The sequence below is a fragment of the Cellulophaga geojensis KL-A genome (genome assembly GCF_000568425.1).
GTDB classification, from domain to species: Bacteria; Bacteroidota; Bacteroidia; order Flavobacteriales; family Flavobacteriaceae; genus Cellulophaga; species Cellulophaga lytica.
In genome coordinates this window covers 130,374-151,213 of the sequence record NZ_ARZX01000001.1, presented here as the reverse complement: position 1 = coordinate 151,213, position 20,840 = coordinate 130,374, and the positions used below count along the sequence as shown (strand labels likewise).

The window sequence follows — 20,840 nt, the reverse complement described above, 5'->3', positions numbered from 1 at the left end:
TTTAAAAAACTATGCATGCATAATAAATTGTATGATGTTCAAGCTTAAAAAAAGAAATAAAAAAAGCCGTTTAGTTAATGCTAAACGGCTGTAAGGTATTGTATTTATTGATGTTTTAAGCTTCCATATAAGCTTCAATAGGAGCGCAAGTACAAATTAAATTACGGTCTCCATACGCTTCGTCTACACGTCTAACTACAGGCCAAAATTTATTATCTGCAATGTGCTCTAACGGAAATGCTGCTTTTTGTCTGCTATAAGGAAAATCCCAAACATCATTAGTAACCATATCTAATGTGTGTGGAGAATTTTTTAAAACATTGTTAGGGTTGTCTAAAGTAGCTTCATCAATTTCTGCTCTAATAGACAACATTGTGTCACAAAAGCGATCTAACTCTGCTAAACTTTCACTTTCTGTAGGTTCTATCATTAGGGTTCCTGCTACAGGGAAAGACACTGTTGGTGCATGAAAACCATAGTCCATTAAACGTTTGGCAATATCTGTAACTTCTATACCATTTTGTTTAAATGGTCTACAATCAATAATCATTTCATGTGCAGCTCTTCCTTTTTCTCCAGTATATAAAACATCAAACTTACCACTTAACCTTTCTTTAATATAGTTGGCGTTTAAAATTGCTATTGATGTAGATTGTCTTAAGCCTTCTTCGCCTAGCATAACAATATAACCGTAAGAAATTAAACAAACCAATGAGCTACCCCAAGGAGCAGAAGATATTGCCGTTATAGCTTTTTCTCCTCCGGTTTTAATTACTGGGTTGCCAGGTAAAAACGGAACCAATTGTGGTGCAACACAGATAGGGCCAACACCAGGACCTCCACCGCCATGAGGAATAGCAAAAGTTTTATGTAAGTTAAGGTGGCAAACATCTGCGCCAATATTACCAGGGTTTGTTAAGCCAACTTGTGCATTCATATTAGCGCCATCCATATAAACTTGGCCACCATTGTCATGTATAAGTTGTGTAACTTCTTTAATAGAAGACTCAAAAACACCGTGTGTAGATGGGTATGTTACCATTAAGGCCGCTAAATTATCTTTATGTAATTCTGCTTTTTCTCTTAAGTCATTAACATCTATATTTCCGTAATCATCTGTTTTGGTAACTACAACCTTCATACCTGCCATTACAGCAGAGGCAGGGTTTGTACCGTGTGCAGAAGCAGGAATAAGACATATGTTTCTGTGAGCTTCGTTTCTAGACTCATGGTATGCTCTAATTACCATTAAACCTGCATATTCTCCTTGTGCGCCAGAGTTTGGTTGTAAAGATGTTGCGGCAAAACCAGTAATTTCACTTAAATGATCTTCTAATCTTTTTAATAAAATTTGATATCCTTCTGCTTGGTCTACAGGAGCAAACGGATGAATGTTACCCCATTGCGCTGAGCTTAACGGAAGCATTTCTGATGCAGCATTTAGTTTCATAGTACAAGATCCTAAAGAAATCATAGAATGATTTAATGCTAAATCTTTACGTTCTAATTTTTTTATGTAACGCATTAATTCTGTTTCTGAGTGATAAGAATTAAAAACTTCATTTTCTAAAAATGGAGTATTACGTTGTAAAGAAGAAGGAATAACAGTTTGTACATCTTCAGTAAATGAAGCAGTATTTTCAGCTTTATTAAGTTCTGCAAAACAAGCTACTATAGCTTCAAAATCTTTTTTAGATGTAGCTTCATTAATAGATATAGATACGGTAGTATCATTAATATAGTTAAAGTTTATTTTTTTGCTTTCTGCAATTGTTTTTAATGCACTGACATCCTTAACTTCTATCTTAATTGTATCAAAATAAACAGTATTAAGTTGTTTAAAACCTAATTTTTCAATTGCTGTTGCAGTATTTATTGCAGTGTTGTGTACTTTGTTAGCAATATACTCTAACCCTTTTGGACCGTGATATACAGCATACATACCAGCCATAACAGCTAGTAAAACTTGTGCTGTGCAAATATTAGATGTAGCCTTGTCTCTTTTAATATGTTGCTCTCTGGTTTGTAAGGCCATACGCAATGCTGGTTTACCATCTGTATCTTTGGTAACACCAATAATTCTGCCAGGAATGTTTCTTTTATAGGCTTCTTTTGTTGCAAAAAAAGCAGCATGTGGGCCACCGTATCCTAACGGAATACCAAAACGTTGTGTAGTACCAACAACAACATCTACTCCAAATTCTGCAGGAGCTTTAAGCTTTACTAAGCTTAATATATCTGCGGCAACGGCAACTTTTATGTTATTTTGGTTGCAATTATCTACAAAACTAGCATAGTCATTTACTTGTCCGTATTTACCTGGATATTGAAGTAAGGCACCAAAGAAATCTGCACCAAAAGTAAACTCTTCATGATTACCAATTACAAGTTCTATACCTATTGGTGTAGCACGTGTTTGTAATAATGATAATGTTTGTGGTAGTATTTCTTCAGAAACAAAAAACTTAACTACATTTTCCTTTTTTTGAGGTCTGCTACGTACATCAAAAAGCATAGCCATTGCTTCTGCAGCAGCTGTACTTTCATCTAATAATGATGCGTTAGCTAATTCCATACCTGTTAAATCACAAACCATAGTTTGAAAATTTAATAAGGCTTCTAAACGGCCCTGAGCAATTTCTGCTTGGTAAGGCGTATAGGCAGTATACCAACCTGGGTTTTCTAGAATATTTCTTTTAATAGGAGAGGGTAGTAGCCCTTCATTATATCCTAAACCAATGTAAGATTTAAAAACTTTATTCTTGTCTGCAAGTTCTTGTAAGTGCTCTAAATACTCATTTTCACTTAAAGCTTCAGGTAAATTTAAGTTGTTTTTAAGCTTAATATCATCTGGGATGGTTTCATATATAAGCTGGTCTAAATTTTTAACTCCAACAGTTTTAAACATCTGCTGGTAATTATTTTCATTTATACCAATGTGTCTTAAGGCAAACAAATCTGTTCTCATATTCTAGAGTGTTTTTTATAAAAAGATGCGCAAAATTAATGATAATTTTTTTCAAAATTGCTAAATTCTAGAGTACTTCATCTAAAGTTTTTAACGAATAATTAATGTTATGAACAGTTTAGTTACATTTGTGTAATGAAGCTAGTAAAGCAAATTTTTAATTTTTACTTAGATGCAAGCATACATGTGGCTGCATCTGTGTTTTGCTTGCTAGAAATTACGGCACTTATTTTAGATATAACCATAAACCAAAACTTAGCTTATTTTTGTTTTTTTAGTACAATTGTGTGCTATAATTTTATAAAATATGGAGTAGAGGCAAAAAAATATGTTTTGGTTGCTAATAAGTATCATAAAAATATACAGGTGTTTAGTTTTATTGCATTAGCCTTTGCAGTTTACTTTTCATTTATTCTACATAAAGATGTGTGGTATTGTATGGGAGCTTTGGGCTTATTTACGGGCTTGTATGCGGTGCCGGTTTTGCCAAATGCTAAAAACTTAAGAAGTTTTGGTGCATTAAAGGTATTTATGGTAGCTATTGTATGGGCAGGTGTAACGGTATTACTGCCGGTTTTGTCTGCTAATATGAGTTTAACTACAGACGTATGGATTGAAACTTTTCAGCGTTTTTTAATTGTGCTGGTTTTGTTAATGCCTTTTGAAATTAGAGATTTACAGTATGATTCTCCTGCGCTTAAAACCATACCACAAAGATTTGGAGTTATACATACTAAAATAGCAACAGGTATAGTGGTACTTATTTTCTTTTTTGTGACTTATTTAAAAGATACTATTACACCTTTAGATTTAATAGCAAAAGGTATATTGTTTATTAGCTTTGGCTTTTTAGTGCAATACACACAGGGTAAACAAGGGAAATATTTTGCTTCTTTTTGGGTAGAAGCTTTTCCTATATTTTGGTTTGTAATTGTATATGTTGCTAATTACTTTATTTAGTAACCTCTTCTTGTAGTTTTTGTTTCATTTTAATCTTTTCTTGTTCGGATAAAGATTGCAAATGTGCTTTTTCACAAAGCGATGTAAATTCTGTGTTTTTTCTAGAAAATTGAGGGCAAGTTTTACATATTGCAAGATGAATATATAAACTTATTTTTTCAAAAAAAGTAGCCTCTTTGTATTGTTTTTTGTTGCAGATTTTAGCTGCTTTTTCGCAAGAAATCATAATTAAAACCAATTAGTATTTAAGCATCCCATTAAAGTAGTTCTAGCTCTATGGATTATTACCCATAGGTTAGACGCGTTAATGCCAAGTTCATTACAAATATCTTCTGTACTTACTCCTTGTATTGTTTTCATTTTAAAAACCAATGCTTGTTTCTTAGGCAATTTAGCAATACAATCTTGAATTGCAAGGCCTAATTCTGTATTTTCTAAATCACTGTTGTCTAACTTGCTATATGGGTCAGCTACTTGTTCTTCTAGCCAATCTCCATCAGAGTCTATGTTAGAGTTGTACGTCATTCTAACCTCTGCTTTACCTTTGTTAGAATTTATTTTACGGTAATGGTCTATCACTTTTCTTTTTAAAATAGCAATAAGCCACGTACGTTCAGCGGCATCTCCTTTGTAATTTTTAGCAGATTTTAATCCTGCAAAAAAAGTTTCTTGTACTAGATCTTTAGCAATTTCAGAATCGCTTACTCTAGCTACGGCATAATTAAATAGATAATCTGCGTAATTATCTACCCAAGTATCTGGATTAAGGTGGTGCATTAGTTCTTGTTGATTTTTCAAATGTAGGGGATTTTTAATTAATTTGTTTAGTTTTGAAGAAAACAAAATTTTATGAGACCATTTTTAAATTCACTGTTTATACTACTGTTTTTAACTGCTTGTTCACAAAGTAAGTCAAAACATATCACAGAATTTTCACAAAATGATATAAAAAATGCTTTGTTAATAGATGTACGTACTTCTGATGAGTACGGTTTGGGTCATTTAAAAAATGCAAAAAATGTAGATGTTTTGCAAAATACATTTGTAGCTTATTTTGATAGTATACCAAAAACCAAAACAATATACGTGTATTGTAAAAGTGGTGGCAGAAGTGCTAAAGCAGCTGAAAAATTAGCAGCATTAGGTTATAATGCTATAAATTTAGAAGGTGGTTACGATGCTATAAAAAACAAAAAATAGCTTATTTAATTAAGTTTTTTAAGGCAGCTTCTAAAGTAGCGTATTTAAATTTAAATCCGTTTTTAAGTAGTTTTTCAGGATAAACATTCATACTATTTAAAATTAAACTTGGCTCTGTGCCTATAATAAAACCACCTATTTTTAGCATCCAAGCAAATGCAGGTAAACCAAAAGGCACCTTAAGCGTTTTTCTTATGGAGGCCATTAACTTTTTGTTAGATTTTGCATCTGGTGCAGCAACAACAATAGGCCCTATAATTTTAGAGTTTTCTATTGCAAAATTTGTAATGGATACAAAGTCTTTAATATGTACCCAGCTCACCATTTGGTTTCCGTTACCTTGTTTACCTCCAAGTCCAAATTGAGCTATTTTTTTTAAAGGAACCAATGCGCCACCATTTTTTCCAAAAACTAATGATATGCGCAAAGCTACTTTTCTTGTGTTGTAATTTTTTATACTACCAAAAGCTTTCTCCCAAGCTAAGCCTACATCTAACATAAAGTCTTCTCCGTTTTCTTCTTTGTTTGGGTGAGATATAGCTGCAGAAGAAGCATTTAACCATACTTTTGGAGGGGTGTCTATCAAATTTATAGCTTTGCCAAGCGCAAGAGTAGAATCTATTCTAGAGTTTAAAATAAGTTCTTTGTTTTTTTTAGTAAACCTACAGTCTACAGATTTGCCTGTTAAATTTATAAGTACATCTGCATTATTTAAACAAGTATGCCAAGGACCAATAGTTTTTGCATCCCATTGCACATAATTAATATTTTTGGTTTGGTAAGGTTTACTACGCGTTAGTACAACAATGGCTGTAAACTTACTAGCGTAAAAATCTAGTAACTCATTTCCTAAAAAACCTGTTCCGCCTGCAATTACTAGTTTACTCATATATTAATTATTAAAATAAATGGTGAAAAATACTGTAGATAAATATACCCAAAATACACTGAATATTATGTGTATTATTGTTTCAAATTTTTTGCCTTTCCAAAGTTTTTTTGAGTACACAAAAAATTGAAAAAATAACCTAAATGTCCAAAATATAGCTAAGCCTAAAACAACTTTATTTCCTAAAGTTGTTTCTATAAGTTCTGTTGCAGATGTTACACATAATAACCCCATTAAAAAAACGGTTAACGCAATAAAAAATGTATGCGTAGTCATCATTTGCCTGTTTATTAACGCTAAGGTTTGCAATTCTATTTTCCAATTAAAATACTTTGGAAAAATAATGTGTACTAATGCTAAAACCATTAATAGCGTACCAATAATGTATATATGAATTTGCATATTTTTTTGTTTAATTGCTACAGTTAAAAACCGACATAAAGGGTGTAAATTTTACTTCTTCAATTTTAGAAAAGCCAGCATTTTTAAACGCATTCTTCCAAGTTTTTCGGCTAAAAAAATGAGTAAAACCAATAGAGAAGGCTAAGAAATTTGGTACATCTCTTAAATGTTCTACCATTATTATTTTTCCTTCTGGTTTACATATTCTTTTACATTCTTTTAAAAACGTTTCTTTTTCTTTATTGTTTCTTATTTCATGTGCTGCAGATAATAAAAATACAAGGTCTGTACTTTTGTCTTTAAGCGGAATTTTATTTGTTGTTATTTGCTGTGTGTTTGGGTATGTTAAGCTAACATTGCGCGCCCTTACAATGGCAGGCTCTGTATGCTGTTTTTTATTGTAAAAATCGAAAACTTTTATTTCTGATGTTGGAAATTTAGTCTGAAGAATAAAACTTGTTTCATCAAAACCAGCATTAATATTTACAATTTTTATTACACTAGTATTGTCATTTATATGTGGTTGCAACCATTTAAAACTGTAGTAGCCGGAAAAATCGTAAACATATGCAGAAACTAGAAGAGGAGTTACTAAGCCATAAACAAATGCACTAATTGTAATCCATACTATTATAGTAGGTAGTTTTAGTAATAGCAAAACTGTTAATGCAATGGCTAATACAAGTAAGCCAATAACATAAAAATGCCTGTTAAAACTTAAAATATTTAATACCCCTTGAAATTTTTTTCGGTTTGTTACCATAATTCTAGTTTTCCTTTTTTCCAATAATATGGTATGTTTTTTATGCAAAAAGCATTAGCTAGAACAGCGTTTTTAAACCCGACTTCTTTTAAAAAATTAAAGTGATATTCATTAACATGTATAGGAGATGGTTTCCAGTTTTGTCGTACGCCTTCAATAATTAAAATGCTATTATTCTCTTTATTGTATGTAAAAGTGAATGGTAATGGTCCTGCAAATCTGCGTGCCTCTTTATAGGTGCCAAAGGGTGAGTTTTTTGGCAGGTTAACATCGTCTAAATTATCATTATAATCAATTTTAAAGTTTGAATTTAAAGAGATTATTTGGGTGTTTTTATGTTCTTTTTTAATTGTAATGTCTGTTGTGGTGTAGTTGTAATGTGTAAAAATATTACCCATAAACTGCATTTTCTTTTTATTGGTTTCTGACTTTAAAATATACAATCCTCGTAAGCGCTTACCTGCCTTGTTAGTGTATGTAACAAAAACTCTATAGCCTATTAAAAAAAAGTTATTGCCCATAAATTTAGGCAACCCTTTAGGTCGTAAATCTTTTGTTTGTACCATTGCAACAGCTACAAAAGCCCATTTGTCTTTAAACGTGTCTAGTTGTAAGTGTTTTGGTATCCTGTGTGCTAATTCTTCTTTGGGAATGGCAAAAGTAAGTACAGTAGAGTTTGTAAAAAAAGCTTTAACCGCAAACGGATGATTTTTTAATGATGCTACCATACTAGTTTGTTTTTTTTAAATGAAATTCATTATAAAAGATCACACAAATTAGAAGTAAAGCAAAAACGATGTTGTATTTACCCCAAAGCAATAACTCTGGCACTAGAGCAAATTCTAAAATATTCATTACACCTATTATTAGCATTTGTAGCATTGCGTTTACTCTAAATTTATACCCACTAAAAATCCAAACTGCCATAAAAATTTCTAATACTCCAATGCTAATTGTTAGGGGCTTAGCAAAACCATCACCTAAAATATTAGCTACAATTTTTTGGTGTCTTGGAACTAAGTTTAGCACTTTGCACAATAACCCGTTTGCAAGCCAAATAAGCCCAATACTAATAGTTAATATTTTATTTAAGATGTTTTTTTGCATTGTTGGATTAGCTAAATATTTTTAAAATGGATTTTGTAATCCAGTTTTGCTGTTGATTAGCCATTTTATTTAAAAGACTATCTGCAGTCTCTGTTAACTCGCACATAGCTTTAGTTTGTTTAATAAACTCATCAGTTTCTTTTGTGCCATCGGGAGTTATATTGCTAACTTCTTTTAATACTTTTATGGTTGGTTGTAGCTCCCTTCGGCTACGTTCTTTAGCAATTATACGTGCTAATTCTTGCACATCTTTTTCGGTTGTAAAGTACTCTTTTCGTTCGCCGGCTTTAAACTCTTTACTAACAATTCCCCAATCTATAAGTTGTCTTAAGTTCATACTTGTGTTACCTCTAGAGATTTTTAATTCCTCCATAATTTCTTCCATAGAAAGTGGTTCTGAAGAAATAAATAAGAGCGACTGTATTTGTGCCATTGCTTTATTAATGCCCCAAAGAGTACCTAAACTACCCCAAGTGTTTATAAATTTAGATTTTGCTTCTGTGTAGTTCATCTTTTAAAAAAACTTAAATTCACCACAAATATATATTAAATATTTTAAAGTTTCAGTAATTATTGAAAGTTTAATTATCTAACAATGTAAAATAACTAACCTAGTACTGTTATTATTAAATAATACAATACTACGTTATTGTGGGTTTAGGGATAATTATAGTATTACTATAGCTCTAATAAATTGGAGTTTCACTATCTTCCTTATCAAAATCTCTTCTTAATCTATATTCATTCTTAGCTAGTGCTTTGAATTTAGACCATTTCATATTGTCTCCCCTAAATTTTGAAAACCTATAAATTAATTGCTCTAAATTCAGATTCTTAAATTTATCAGACACTTGCTCTGTAAAATCACACCCATTAACACTCATAATTTTTAATTGGGTTAATTCGGCTAATTCTACAGGTAATGGGGAATACCAAAACTTTTCTATTCCTAATACTCGTAAGGATTTCATTCCTCCTATCCATTTCGGAATTTGTCTTTTAGTATATGGTGCATTTATGTATAGGGTGTCTAAATTTAAGTCTGCAATGGTCTCTGGGTAAGTTTCAAATTCTTTACTAATGCTTTGTAACCATAAAAATTTAAGCGTTTTCCAACGTGATGCGGTAACTATAGCATTATAACCAAAATTTTCACACCATAAAACTTTAAAAGTTTCAATGTTAGGTACCTCTAAATTTTCTATAGATTGTATATCATTGTTATAAAATAATTTTAGCGTTTTTAGTTTATTTAAAGTAACCTTAGGAAATTCTGCAATACTTTCACAATCTTTAATTTCTAAAAACCTTATGTTAGGTGTATGTTCTAATAATAATTTAATAACACTAGTATTACCGTTAAAATTTGTAATTGTTAAGTTTTTTAAGTTAGGGTGTAAATAAGTGGTTAAATCATTATTTTGTTGGGTATTACTTTTATTAAAATCAATGCTTAATGTTTCTAAATTACAAAGTGTTTTTAGTGCTGATCCTAAATCTTTTACGTTGCCGTTAAAATTAAATTCTTTAATATTTTCAGGGTTTCTAAAATTATTAAAATCTAAAATCTCATTTTTGCCATCATTAACATCGCCTAATTTCATTTTTTTAGCACTTATTAGAGAATGAAATTTTTGTAATTCAGTTATAGGTGTTCTTACTAGCTCTATATTTTTTACTAAAAAATCTTCAGTTCCTGGCTTAACTTGTTTTATAAATTTAATGGTAAGATTATCTGTTTTTCTAGGTAAGTTATCTGTATTTAAAACTAGTGCTTCTGCACGGTGTACTGTTAAGGTTTTTAAATGCTTTATTTTAGAAAATGCTTGAGGAAAATTAGCAACATCAGCATTTGTTATTTTACCCTTAACAGGATTATATATTCCGTATACAAGAACGTCTTTTAGATTTTTACACTCGTGGATATCCTCTAAAACCCATTCTAAATTATGTGCTAATCTATATGCAAGCGTATCCAATTTTTTAAAAGCAGACAGTGTATATGCACTTTTTTGTTTTGGAGCATCGCACATAATTTCTATATCTTTTAAATTAGGAAAAAATAAGGCGTTATCTAATACAAAACTTAGAAGTTTTTGATTTCGGATAACAATACTTTTTAACTTAGTTGCAGACATTTCTCCATAAGGTATAAACGCTACATGCAAACTTTTAAAACGCTTAATATTTGGTCCAAAAATAAATGCAGCAGGAACTTTCTTTAATTTTGGTAAAGAAACTGCCTCAAAAAACTCTAACCTTTTAAATTCACTAACAGATGCAGGAAATTGTTCTAACTCCCTCATACCACTTAGCCTTAATGTTTTTAGTTTTGGCAAGTAACCAAGTGTTTCTGGTAAAGCAGTTAGATTTTTAAGCCTAAAAAGCTCTAATTTTGTTAAACTTGCTGGGAGCTCTACATTAGAGAGGTCTTTTACTTCAAAAGAGCCCATTCTTAAATGCTTTAAACTAGTAAGTTCTGTAAGCCAAGTAAAGTTAACTATGTTAGGGTTAGGATCGTCATCACCAAAAGGAAAACTCCCTCTAAACTCCAACTTTTTAAGTGTTTTTAACTTGGTCATTCCTATAGGAATCCAGACAAGGTTTGGTGCTGCTAGTATAAACTCTTTTAAGTTAACTAATCGTTCTAGTTCTTCTGGTATGTATTTATAATCAATGTCAAGTTCAAGTTTCTCTAATGAAGTAAGTTGCGTTATGTTGTTTACAACGTTACTAAAACCTTCTTTCTGTCTAGAGGTGCTAATTGTTAATTCTTTAATACCATTAAACTGACCTAAAAGACGTGGTGTTTCTATGAAAAGTTCAATAACCTCTTTACTTCTATATTCAAGCGAAAGCGTTAAACGCTCACAAACAAGTTTATATAATTTAAAAAGGTCTAAATCTTTTGAAAGTAGGCCGTACTCCAATATAGATTCCAGTTTCTTGTCAAAAGCTTTAGAATCTTTTGTTGTAGTTATTTTTTTTCGACTCTTAAAGGCTATTTGCAAAGCCTCTGGAGCCTGTTTTTTTATAATGTTAGCACACTCCGTTCTAATTTGCTTGTTTTTAGTAGATTTCGCAAGTACAAAAATCTCGTAATAAAAATCTTCTGGGTAATTTTTGCAAGCTTTAATATTTTTAAAAGATGATTCCTCTTCAAAAAAGTTGAAACCGAATTCGTGATTAGCAATTATCATAAGGCAGTTTAATTTTAATGTTACAAACCTAAAATATTTACAGGTAGGTTTTATAACGGTATTCAGTTAGGCTAAAATATCCCATAATTCAGGGATAAAAAATGTTTGTAGTCTTAATAATTTGCGAAAGTTTTAAGATTAAATAAAATAAGAACATAAAGACTTAGTTTATATTTAAAACATAGTAAACAAAGCCTAAATTTATAAAAGAATATTACCTATATGATTCCATTTGAAAAAGCACAAGCGTATATTAAAAAGTATAAAAAAGAAGAATTAACAGACGCAGATTTTGAACAGTTTTCATATCCATATCAAGTGTTGGGTATGATTGTGGCAGATGTGCTTAACCCACGACAAAGACACGAGACTGTAACTATTTTCTCTAATGTGTTTGATGATGAAACTACCGTAAACCCATGGGCAACTGAAGAAGGTATACGCTTAGGTTCTTTTTTGTTTGGAGATATACAATCTCCTTTTTTACCAGTGTTATGGAGTATGTTTAATGCCTTGCCTTACCAAAACGGGTATAGTAGAAGAGCTTTTAGAACAAAACCAAACACAGATCATTTATATAATAAGTTAGAGTATTTTAAACGTCTTTTATATGCTAACCGTAGTGGTTTTGGCTATTTGTCATTAAAAGAACAATTTCAGTATTCTACGTATTTTGATAATAGACACAGTTATTTTTTTGCTGTTGTATTGGAGTTTAAGGGTGAGTTGGTAGATGAGGTTGTAAAAGATATTATACAGGCCGAAGATGAAATTGGTGGTATAAGTAGGGATATAATTAAAGGTTTATTACTTACAAAAAAAGAGGCGTATTGGGAGTTGGTAGCTAAACTTTTGCTTGCAGCACAACGCCAAGAAGGGTTAAGGCAAACTATTTTAGAATCTATTGATACTACCAGTTTGGGAGCTCTAAAATATATGATGAATGTAATTTTAGAGCATGATTTAACTCGTTTTAGTAGTGTAGTTAGAGCAGTAGACACGTGGTTTGGATTTGGTTGGGAAGCTCCTAAAAAATCTACAATAAAAAGAGTTTTAGAATTAAGTAGAGATCATATTTTAGATTTAAAAAATATTGAAGACTGTTTAACTAGTAATGATAATTTAGAAATTTATATAGGTCTTTGGGCTATTGGTTTAATAAATGTAGATGCTGCTAACCAAAAAGCATTAGAGTTGGTTTATAAAACAGATAGTTTAGAGAAAAAAATACTGTGTCTGTATTTTGTAAGTCAAACGCAGCGTACCCAGAATTCTATTGTTGATTATTATAAAAAAGAACTAGGCAATAACCCTGCATTAGATTATTGGTTAACTGTTAATTTACCTGTTTTAGAAATAGATAATGATCTTTTTAGTCGAATTGAAAAAATAGCAACGAGTCTACCAAAAGATGGTAAGGTGTATGAAGGAATGGTTTTTTCTTGGCTAAATTTTACAGTTACACCAAACTATTTTTATAATTTTTTAATCAAGCATGCTTCAGAAGAGCAATTAATTTTGTTATCTAATGATTTAGCAAAGTTGCCATCAGAAATTAGAGAAAGTTATATTAGAAAAATTTTCCCAAACCATTATACATATTCTTTTGGATATAGTTACGGAAGAACAAAACCAAAAATGCTTGTACTATCTAAAGATGCATGGCGAAGAGAATTAGCGCACCAAGCAGTTAAAGATAGAAATGAGTCCGTAATGTCTACGGGTCTAACGGTTTTTCATCATATGCCTTTATACCAAAAAGAATTAGATATTGTAGAGGATTTATTTGGACGTAAAAACAAAACGTTACGCTCTGGGTTAATAAAACTTGTAATTAAGCAGCCAGAAAAAGTATTTAAGCAAACTACGCAAAATTTAATCACATCTAAAAGTGTAGATAGGCGCTTAGCTGCATTAGAAATACTGACAATTGTAGATGAAGAGGAGAAATACCCAGACTTTATAGAAGAACAAATAACACTGTTTAAAGAACGCCCTAAATTTACAAAGAACGAAAGTGTATTTTTAGATAAGTTTTCTAAAACAAAAGTAGGGTATACGTTTAGTAATGGTTTTGGAGCTGTAGACTATAACAACTTAACACCTTTATATACACCACAGGTAAATTTTGAAGAGCCTAAAAGTTTATTTGATAAACTTGGTTTTACACCATCAAAATTTAAGTTCAAAAAATTTATAGATGATGAAAAAATTGTAACTCAAATAAATAAGTTAATAAATCTTATACATGAAAATAGAAATTATGAGTACCAGTTTGAGGCTTATGATGGAGAAACAGGTACAACATTAATTGCAAATGGTATTCATGACATAAAAAGAATTCAAGAAATTGTTACGCCAGAAGTACATTTAAAAAATGTTCCTTTAGCAGATCTTTGGATAAAGTGGTATGAAGAAAGTGGCCTTAATGATTTTGAAATGTATATGGCCATACGCTACATTAATAGAGTTAATGCTCCTTATGGTAATTATGATAAATTAGAAGATTATGTACAAAAATATGTACCTAATTTAGAAGCTATAAATGTAGACGCATCAGACCGTAGTTATTACAGTGTAAACTCTAAATACACAAAAGTATTAAACCTGTTACTTAATGCTTATGCAGATATGCCAGCATTATTTAGCTTTAAGTTAAGCTTATGGGAAGATGTTATTGCTAATTTTCCAGAGAAATTAAAAACAACTAAATTTTCATACAAAGGGTATATGTATGACAATTACAACTGGGTAAGTGTTGTAGATGGTTTGGTTTGTGTTATCAATCAAGATGAATTAACTGAGTATGGTACATTAGAACAACTAAAAAAATACTGGGATATAAAAATGTATTTGGCTGCACAATACATAGGGTATCCAAAGGTAATAACAAACATTAAAGACATTACAGATAAAAAAATACAAGACAGAGGTTTGGTATTGCCGTATTTAGATATTTCTTTAGTGTTGTATCAAAAAAATATAATTAATAAAGACGATCTTCTTTTTCAGGCACTATACTTATCAGAACTAATGTCTATTTTAGATGGGGTACAAAATTACAGACTACGTAACGGTAGTTTAGATGTAGCATTGGTTCCAAAAGGTGTTCTTGAAGAGCTTAAAGCAAATATACTTTCTGTAGAGTTAGAGCGTGGAGATTTAGCAACAGATGCATCAGAATATATTTCTTCTCTTTATAAAGTAGAAGGTGTAGACTATGTTTTTAAAGTACTACAACGCATGGGTAAAGATACTTTTGAGCGTGGTTATAGCTATTATGGAGACAGTAAAAGATCTAAGTTTAGCTCTATCTTAAAAAAGAGTGTGTTAAAAGAAACCGAAACTTATGCAGACTTTGCAGCACTAGCAAATGAAACTAAAATTCCTAAAAAACGTTTAGTAGAGCTTGCTTGTTACGCAACGCAATGGGCAGGTTTTGTAGGTGAGTATCTTGGGTTAGAAAAATTAGAAGATGCAGTTTGGTGGTTTCAAGCACATGCATCAGAATATATGAGTAGCGAAAAAGAAACCATTATTTCTAGGTATTCTAATATTCCAAAGTCCGACTTTGCAATTGGAGCTATAGACATAGACTGGTTTAATAAAGTGTATAAAAGTATAGGTAAAGCCAACTGGAAAATTTTACACGAAGCAGCCAAATATATTACAGATGGTAATGGGCACAGACAAGTAAAACTATACTCTAGTGTAATGCTTGGCGAAGTAAAAATTACAGAGACCTTAAAAAAAATAAAGGAAAAAAGAGATAAAGACTATGTACGTGCTTTAGGCTTAATTCCGCTTAGTAAAACTATTCCAGAAAAAGATTTATTAAAACGCTACAACTTGTTGCAACAGTTTTTAAAAGAAAGCAAGCAGTTTGGTGCACAACGTCAAGAGAGCGAGAAAAATGCAGTAGAAATTGCGTTAGACAACCTGTCTAGAAACGCAGGTTTTCAAGACCGCGTACGCTTTAGTTGGGCTATGGAGAGTAAAGCAACTTTAGCAATAATGGAAAACGCCGTTTTAAAGTTTGATGATGCAGTTATAGAACTGGTAATTACAGAAGATGGCAAAACAGATATTTTAGTAACTAAAGGCAATAAAAAACAAAAATCTATACCTGCTAAGTATAAAAAAGACAAGCAAGTATTGGCCTTAAAAGAAGGCAAGTCTTACTTATCTAAACAATACAGTAGAACCCGTTTGTCTTTAGAAAATGCAATGGTAAATGAAGATGAGTTTACTGCAGCAGAGATTCAAAAAATAATGCAACACCCAATAGTTAAAGTTATGCTTAGCAAATTGGTGTTGTTTGCTCCAGAAAAAGAATTTTCTGGTTTTTATACAGACGGAGTATTAACAGATACAGAAGGTAAAAAGCATCAATTGCAAGATGATGATGTTTTGGTAATTGCACACCCATCTCACCTATACAAAGCCGTACAGTGGGATTTGTACCAAAAACACCTATTTGCAGAGCGTTTGGTACAGCCGTTTAAGCAGGTATTTAGAGAGTTATACTTGGTTACTAAAGATGAGCTAGAGCTTGGTGCAAAGTCAGAGCGTTACCAAGGACACCAAATTCAGCCTAAAAAAACAGTAGCATTATTGCGTAGCAGAGGTTGGACGGTAAGTCATGAAGACGGGTTACAAAAAGTATATCATAAAAAAGGCTTTATGGCAACAATGTATGCTATGGCAGACTGGTTTTCTCCAGCAGATATAGAGGCACCAACCTTAGAGCACATTGTATTTTATTCCTTAGAAAATTACAAGCCAATTCCGTTAAAAGACGTGCCATCTGTAGTTTTTAGTGAAATTATGAGAGACATAGACCTTGTGGTTAGTGTTGCTCACGTAGGTGGTGTAGACCCAGAAGCTAGCCATAGCACTATGCAAATGCGAGCAGCATTGGCAACCGAGTCTGCACAGCTTTTTAAACTTAAAAACATTACAGTTAAAGAGCGCCACATATTGGTAGCAGGTACTTTGGGCGAGTATAGCATACACTTAGGAAGCGGACAAGTAAGTAAAAACGGATTACAATTATCTATAATTCCGGTTCACAGTCAGCACAGAGGACGTATGTTTTTACCCTTTGTAGACGACGATCCAAAATCGGCAGAAATTATTTCTAAAATGAAGCTTTTATCAGAAGACAACAAAATACAAGATCCAACCATTTTAGCACAAATTAATAGCTAATTTAAAAATAATAAGGGCGTTCCCCACTTAAGGTGGGGCGGGCTTTTGTTGCAAGTCCTCGTGCTATCGCACTGTGGGCTTTACACGCCAATCCCTAACGCGCCAAAAAACTATAAATACGTATGCCACAACTAACACTACAACTTAAAAGACTAGGTAAAAAAAAGGTAAAACAAATACCATTAACCTTAGACGCAACTCCTAATAACTTGCAACAGTTACTGGTAGGTTGTGTAAAAAACCAAGTAGAAGCTTTTAATAAAAAAAGAGTAGAGGTTAATGTAGTTGGTTTTTTAAGTCCGGCAGAAATACAAGAACAAGCCCAGAGTGGTAAAGTAGATTTTGGCGATTTAGCAAATAAAGATTTAGCTGTAGAACAAGAAGCTATAGATAATGTACTACTTGCTTTTAAAGACGGTCTTTTTGTTGTTTTTGTAGATGGTGATGAAGTTACCAGTTTAGATACTCCTTTACAATTAACAAAAGACAGTGTTGTAGCCTTTATACGTATGACGTTTTTGGTTGGCACTTACTGGTAGTTTTTCGTATAAAGTAAACGTTTTAATTATAAAAAAAGGTAATGAAAAAAATAGTTCTTCTTCTACTTGTATTAAACTTTGGTTGTATGAAAAACATAGCTAAACTGCCTAAGTCTGCTGAAATCACTGTGAAATATAGGGTTTTAGATGAAGAAATAAGCCCTAATAATACAAATTGCGCTAACAAAGTAGCTCCGTATTTACAAATGAAGGACCACGATTGTTCATTTAAAATAGAAGAATTTGAGTTTGATATTGAACGTAAATATGTACTTAACAAGAATGGAAGTTTAAAAGAGTACTGGCGATACTTGGCAGAAGGACCATTAACCTATTCTATGCAGCAACTAAATGGAGATCTAAAGTTTAAGTCACACGAAAAACTAAATAATTTTAATATAAAAGTAAAAGAAGATAGAACAGCAATTATAGACAACAATACTATCTTTAAAATTGAAAGAATTTTTGAAAAAGAAAAGCTAATTTTAATTGAAAAAGGGAACAAAAATATTTTGGGAGGTAGAAGAATTTTGTATGCCTATAAGTAAGACCAACTTAAAAAGAAACAAATATTATGATTTTAGCCTTTGATACTTATTACTACAATAACAAAGCAAAAACAGTAGGTATTAGCTTTCATAATTGGTTCGATGATACTGTTTTTGAAATAAAGGAAGAAATTATAGAAGATGTGCCGGACTATGAACCGGGTGCATTTTATAAAAGAGAATTGCCTTGTATTTTAAGTTTGCTTAAACAGTATAACTTAGAAGATGTTGAGTTAGTAATAGTAGATAGTTATGTTTTATTAGATGATGACGGAAAATTAGGTTTAGGTGGACATTTATATAATAGTCTAGATAAAAAAATTCCTATTGTTGGTGTTGCAAAATCTAGTTTTCATTTAAATAAAACAAACAGTAAGCCTCTTTTAAGGGGAGACAGTATAAAGCCACTTTACATATCTGCTATAGGTATAAATTTAGATGAGGCTTATGAGTTAGTTAAATCTATGCACGGTAATTACAGAATGCCAACCTTATTGCAGATTTTAGATACCAAAACAAAAGAAAAATAATTACACTATTACTCTGTTTTTTAGACTTTTCTAAAAAGTAATATCCCTGAAAAAAGGGGTTTATATAACAATGTATTGCTGTAAATTGCGATCAATTAATTGGTGTATAATTGTTATGGTAAAGAATAAAATTGTTTTAATGTTTTTATTTATTGTTAGCATAGCATGTGCACAGCAAAAAACAGAAGACGTTTCTTTAAAAGAAATGAAACAAGTATGGGCTACTTTTTTATCAACCTTAAAAACAAAAGACACTGTAAAGTTTAAGCAATTATCTGCTTTAAAAATTAGATGTTATAACTGTTTAGAGAATACTCTAAAAGAGCAAAAGAAATTGGCTTACTCTAGAGATAATGATGAGGATTGGTATGCTAAAATTTATGAGCAAGATATTTACATTCCTATAACAAAATTTTTAGCAGAAGATTACAACCTAATTTTTACACATCACTTTATTGGACTTTTAGCAGAAAGCGAAACTATTTATGTAAACCACGCAATAGAAGCGGTTAATTACATAGAGGTTTTAGTAACTACCACTAAACCAACTAAGTTTCATGAAGGTGGCCAACATACATTTAGATTTGTAAAACAAAACAAAATTTGGGTTTTAGATGAACTAAGTACAATTCCTTAAAAAAATAAAATATGGTAGAAATAAAATCTTTAGTAATGGCTATAATTAGCTTTTTTATACAAGGAGAAGTTCCTCTTGTTAGTACAGATACAGTGTTTTTTGTAGATGTAGAATCTAAAACAATAACTATAGAGCAACATAATTTATCTACAATTAAAGAGCAAGAAGAAGCTGCTACTGTTGGTTTAAAATTAGCTATGGAACAAACATCTTTAGACGACTCTTTACAAGGTTTAACATTAATATCTAAAAAGATCTATGAAAAAGATAATACGCTTAATGCAACCATAAAATTAAGTTACAATTCTATAAAATACATTACATCTTTAGGGTTTCATTTAAATACAGATGGTACGTATGCTTATTATAAAAATAATACAATAGAGTTACTAACTGATAATGGAGTAGAAGAGGAGCATCAATATAATTTTAAAGCAGATCAAAATATAAAATTTAAAATAACACCAATTATTTATAAAGACGTTAAACTAATTTCTTTAGCTCCAGCTTGGAATAAAAAACAATATTAATACAGTAGTAATGAAATCAGAAGAAAATAAACTATTAGAATTGCAGAGAATACCAGAAACAAAGCTTAATGTGGTATTAGAAGAATACCTAAAATTTATGTCTAGTACAAAGTACATTCGCTATGTTCTGCTGCTTTTTGGTGCATTAGTGTTGTTATATAATGTATTTATAGCTGGCAAATCATATTCTTACTCAGATTATAACACTATAAAAACATCTGTTATTTTAATATGCTGCATATTTATAATAGTATTATTAGTTTTTGCAGGTGTTTATTTTACTAAACAATTAAAAGTAAAAGGTAAGTTAAAAGAAATAGCAGAGTATAATAATCTAGACTTTAAAAAGGTACGTAAAGAATTTAATATTTATGTAAAAGAGGCCTTAGGAGGATATCCAATATAGTTAAAAATAAAAAATAACCACAAAACACTAACCTTATGAAAAAAAATACAATAATATGCTTAGCTATTACAACAATATTATTAACGTTATCTGCATCATGTAGTTTTAACAAATCTGTAAAAAAAAACTTTAGTATAGGTTTAATCACTAAAGGAGATGGTATAAATGTAGATGAGGTAGAAGTTACTTTAGATGACCACATCCTAGACGATAATACATTGATTTATGGTAAAACATTAGTAACAACCTTTAAGTCTGTAGATGGTTTTACAGAAGAAAACGGAAAATACTACCCAAATTTAGCGGTATCTTTAGTTTCTAAAGCAGGAGACACAGTTTTAAAACAGGCTAATTTATTGCCAAATTCTAACAAAGGTTTAAATTTAGATATGAAAGATTTAAGAGGGCAAGTTAGTTTTGCAAACCCTATTTTTTCTGACAAAACCTACACATTGGTATATACATTAACAGATCTAAAAGGAGAAGGAGTATTAACATCTACTATGGATGTTGAGCTGGTTAAAGACCCAGATATTAAGATTGATGCAGAAAAACTAGAGTATAAAGAGTCTTATTTGTTTTCTCCAGAGCGTAAGTCTGTGATTACCAACAGAAAAGTTGGGTTTAATGATAAAATGTTGTTTATATTTGAAGGCCTTAAAGGATTTACTAATAAAAATGGTGCTGTAGAACTGGGTATGACAATGGTTGTTAAAGATGATGACGGCCGTGTTATATTAGACCAACCAGATCTATTTTTAAACCAAAAAGTTAACCCAGCACTGGTAGAACAATCAATACAGGCTTCTTTAATTTTAACTAAAGGAGCTATTAGTAACCCTGTAAAATGGCAAGTGAAAATTTGGGATAAAAATAGTGATGCAACAATTACAGCCAAAACCTTTTTAGAGGTAGAGTAATTTGTAGTATTACGCAAGAATAAATTAAAC

General features: G+C 31.2%; 19 protein-coding genes. 10 read left to right on the top strand and 9 right to left on the bottom strand.

The genetic code is table 11. From position 1 onward, the window contains the following. Positions 1-115 precede the first annotated feature (115 nt). A complete protein-coding gene (gene gcvP, locus KLA_RS00740; protein WP_034642882.1) occupies positions 116-2,968 on the bottom strand; it encodes an aminomethyl-transferring glycine dehydrogenase in 2,853 nt (950 codons plus the stop codon). Between the two features lie 135 nt (positions 2,969-3,103). Here gcvP and KLA_RS00735 point away from each other — a divergent pair, with 135 nt between their 5' ends. After that, on the top strand, positions 3,104-3,928 hold the full coding sequence (locus tag KLA_RS00735) for a hypothetical protein (protein ID WP_034642879.1): 825 nt from the start codon (positions 3,104-3,106) through the stop codon (positions 3,926-3,928). A gap of 228 nt (positions 3,929-4,156) precedes the next feature. On the opposite strand, the gene KLA_RS00725 is transcribed toward KLA_RS00735, so the two are convergent. Next, entirely contained in the window at positions 4,157-4,705 is a 549-nt protein-coding gene (locus tag KLA_RS00725) for a sigma-70 family RNA polymerase sigma factor (protein ID WP_034643329.1), read from the bottom strand. A 72-nt stretch (positions 4,706-4,777) separates the two neighbouring features. Between KLA_RS00725 and KLA_RS00720 the strand changes: the two genes are divergently transcribed. Next, positions 4,778-5,128 (top strand): rhodanese-like domain-containing protein, encoded by a 351-nt coding sequence (locus tag KLA_RS00720; RefSeq protein WP_013621654.1) that lies wholly within the window; start codon positions 4,778-4,780, stop codon positions 5,126-5,128. A gap of 1 nt (position 5,129) precedes the next feature. On the opposite strand, the gene KLA_RS00715 is transcribed toward KLA_RS00720, so the two are convergent. The 7 genes from KLA_RS00715 to KLA_RS00685 form a co-directional block, all read right to left on the bottom strand. Then, on the bottom strand, positions 5,130-6,017 hold the full coding sequence (locus tag KLA_RS00715; RefSeq protein ID WP_034642876.1) for a TIGR01777 family oxidoreductase: 888 nt from the start codon (positions 6,015-6,017) through the stop codon (positions 5,130-5,132). Positions 6,018-6,020: 3 nt separating this feature from the next. Beyond that, a complete protein-coding gene (locus KLA_RS00710) occupies positions 6,021-6,419 on the bottom strand; it encodes a hypothetical protein (protein ID WP_013621656.1) in 399 nt (132 codons plus the stop codon). Positions 6,420-6,429: 10 nt separating this feature from the next. Then, entirely contained in the window at positions 6,430-7,182 is a 753-nt protein-coding gene (locus KLA_RS00705) for a methyltransferase domain-containing protein (RefSeq protein ID WP_034643327.1), read from the bottom strand. After that, a complete protein-coding gene (locus tag KLA_RS00700) occupies positions 7,176-7,910 on the bottom strand; it encodes a DUF2071 domain-containing protein (RefSeq protein WP_034642874.1) in 735 nt (244 codons plus the stop codon). The genes KLA_RS00705 and KLA_RS00700 overlap by 7 nt, the downstream gene beginning before the upstream one ends. A gap of 1 nt (position 7,911) precedes the next feature. Continuing rightward, positions 7,912-8,289, bottom strand: coding sequence for a DoxX-like family protein (locus KLA_RS00695; protein ID WP_034642872.1), 378 nt, complete (start codon positions 8,287-8,289; stop codon positions 7,912-7,914). A 7-nt stretch (positions 8,290-8,296) separates the two neighbouring features. Continuing rightward, a complete protein-coding gene (locus KLA_RS00690; RefSeq protein ID WP_034642870.1) occupies positions 8,297-8,800 on the bottom strand; it encodes a GbsR/MarR family transcriptional regulator in 504 nt (167 codons plus the stop codon). 175 nt (positions 8,801-8,975) lie between these two features. Continuing rightward, positions 8,976-11,489 (bottom strand): hypothetical protein, encoded by a 2,514-nt coding sequence (locus KLA_RS00685; protein ID WP_013621661.1) that lies wholly within the window; start codon positions 11,487-11,489, stop codon positions 8,976-8,978. 222 nt (positions 11,490-11,711) lie between these two features. On the opposite strand from KLA_RS00685, the gene KLA_RS00680 reads away from it, so the two are divergent. The 8 genes from KLA_RS00680 to KLA_RS00645 all read left to right on the top strand — a co-directional run bounded on the left by KLA_RS00680 (position 11,712) and on the right by KLA_RS00645 (position 20,810). Further along, the gene (locus KLA_RS00680) at positions 11,712-16,700 is read left to right on the top strand and encodes a DUF4132 domain-containing protein (RefSeq protein WP_034642865.1); all 4,989 of its coding nucleotides are present in this window, start codon (positions 11,712-11,714) and stop codon (positions 16,698-16,700) included. Positions 16,701-16,822: 122 nt separating this feature from the next. Further along, a complete protein-coding gene (locus KLA_RS00675) occupies positions 16,823-17,239 on the top strand; it encodes a hypothetical protein (protein ID WP_013621663.1) in 417 nt (138 codons plus the stop codon). An 86-nt stretch (positions 17,240-17,325) separates the two neighbouring features. Next, a complete protein-coding gene (locus tag KLA_RS00670) occupies positions 17,326-17,787 on the top strand; it encodes a hypothetical protein (RefSeq protein ID WP_034642862.1) in 462 nt (153 codons plus the stop codon). A gap of 26 nt (positions 17,788-17,813) precedes the next feature. Further along, positions 17,814-18,317 carry an endonuclease V gene (locus tag KLA_RS00665; RefSeq protein ID WP_034642858.1) on the top strand — a complete coding sequence of 168 codons (504 nt, stop codon included), beginning with the start codon at positions 17,814-17,816 and terminating at the stop codon, positions 18,315-18,317. A 139-nt stretch (positions 18,318-18,456) separates the two neighbouring features. Beyond that, positions 18,457-18,954 (top strand): hypothetical protein, encoded by a 498-nt coding sequence (locus tag KLA_RS00660; protein ID WP_034642855.1) that lies wholly within the window; start codon positions 18,457-18,459, stop codon positions 18,952-18,954. Positions 18,955-18,965: 11 nt separating this feature from the next. Next, the gene (locus tag KLA_RS00655) at positions 18,966-19,484 is read left to right on the top strand and encodes a hypothetical protein (protein ID WP_034642850.1); all 519 of its coding nucleotides are present in this window, start codon (positions 18,966-18,968) and stop codon (positions 19,482-19,484) included. 10 nt (positions 19,485-19,494) lie between these two features. Then, positions 19,495-19,890: a hypothetical protein gene (locus tag KLA_RS00650; RefSeq protein ID WP_034642846.1), complete on the top strand. Its 396-nt coding sequence runs from the start codon at positions 19,495-19,497 to the stop codon at positions 19,888-19,890. 35 nt (positions 19,891-19,925) lie between these two features. Next, positions 19,926-20,810 carry a hypothetical protein gene (locus KLA_RS00645; RefSeq protein ID WP_034642844.1) on the top strand — a complete coding sequence of 295 codons (885 nt, stop codon included), beginning with the start codon at positions 19,926-19,928 and terminating at the stop codon, positions 20,808-20,810. Positions 20,811-20,840: the final 30 nt, after the last annotated feature.

Bases quoted from the DNA above. Each gene is read 5' to 3' on its own strand.
- gcvP (WP_034642882.1), bottom strand. From the start codon at position 2,968: ATGAGAACAGATTTGTTTGCCTTAAGACACATTGGTATAAATGAAAAT.
- KLA_RS00735 (WP_034642879.1), top strand. From the start codon at position 3,104: ATGAAGCTAGTAAAGCAAATTTTTAATTTTTACTTAGATGCAAGCATA.
- KLA_RS00725 (WP_034643329.1), bottom strand. From the start codon at position 4,705: ATGCACCACCTTAATCCAGATACTTGGGTAGATAATTACGCAGATTAT.
- KLA_RS00720 (WP_013621654.1), top strand. From the start codon at position 4,778: ATGAGACCATTTTTAAATTCACTGTTTATACTACTGTTTTTAACTGCT.
- KLA_RS00715 (WP_034642876.1), bottom strand. From the start codon at position 6,017: ATGAGTAAACTAGTAATTGCAGGCGGAACAGGTTTTTTAGGAAATGAG.
- KLA_RS00710 (WP_013621656.1), bottom strand. From the start codon at position 6,419: ATGCAAATTCATATATACATTATTGGTACGCTATTAATGGTTTTAGCA.
- KLA_RS00705 (WP_034643327.1), bottom strand. From the start codon at position 7,182: ATGGTAACAAACCGAAAAAAATTTCAAGGGGTATTAAATATTTTAAGT.
- KLA_RS00700 (WP_034642874.1), bottom strand. From the start codon at position 7,910: ATGGTAGCATCATTAAAAAATCATCCGTTTGCGGTTAAAGCTTTTTTT.
- KLA_RS00695 (WP_034642872.1), bottom strand. From the start codon at position 8,289: ATGCAAAAAAACATCTTAAATAAAATATTAACTATTAGTATTGGGCTT.
- KLA_RS00690 (WP_034642870.1), bottom strand. From the start codon at position 8,800: ATGAACTACACAGAAGCAAAATCTAAATTTATAAACACTTGGGGTAGT.
- KLA_RS00685 (WP_013621661.1), bottom strand. From the start codon at position 11,489: ATGATAATTGCTAATCACGAATTCGGTTTCAACTTTTTTGAAGAGGAA.
- KLA_RS00680 (WP_034642865.1), top strand. From the start codon at position 11,712: ATGATTCCATTTGAAAAAGCACAAGCGTATATTAAAAAGTATAAAAAA.
- KLA_RS00675 (WP_013621663.1), top strand. From the start codon at position 16,823: ATGCCACAACTAACACTACAACTTAAAAGACTAGGTAAAAAAAAGGTA.
- KLA_RS00670 (WP_034642862.1), top strand. From the start codon at position 17,326: ATGAAAAACATAGCTAAACTGCCTAAGTCTGCTGAAATCACTGTGAAA.
- KLA_RS00665 (WP_034642858.1), top strand. From the start codon at position 17,814: ATGATTTTAGCCTTTGATACTTATTACTACAATAACAAAGCAAAAACA.
- KLA_RS00660 (WP_034642855.1), top strand. From the start codon at position 18,457: ATGTTTTTATTTATTGTTAGCATAGCATGTGCACAGCAAAAAACAGAA.
- KLA_RS00655 (WP_034642850.1), top strand. From the start codon at position 18,966: ATGGTAGAAATAAAATCTTTAGTAATGGCTATAATTAGCTTTTTTATA.
- KLA_RS00650 (WP_034642846.1), top strand. From the start codon at position 19,495: ATGAAATCAGAAGAAAATAAACTATTAGAATTGCAGAGAATACCAGAA.
- KLA_RS00645 (WP_034642844.1), top strand. From the start codon at position 19,926: ATGAAAAAAAATACAATAATATGCTTAGCTATTACAACAATATTATTA.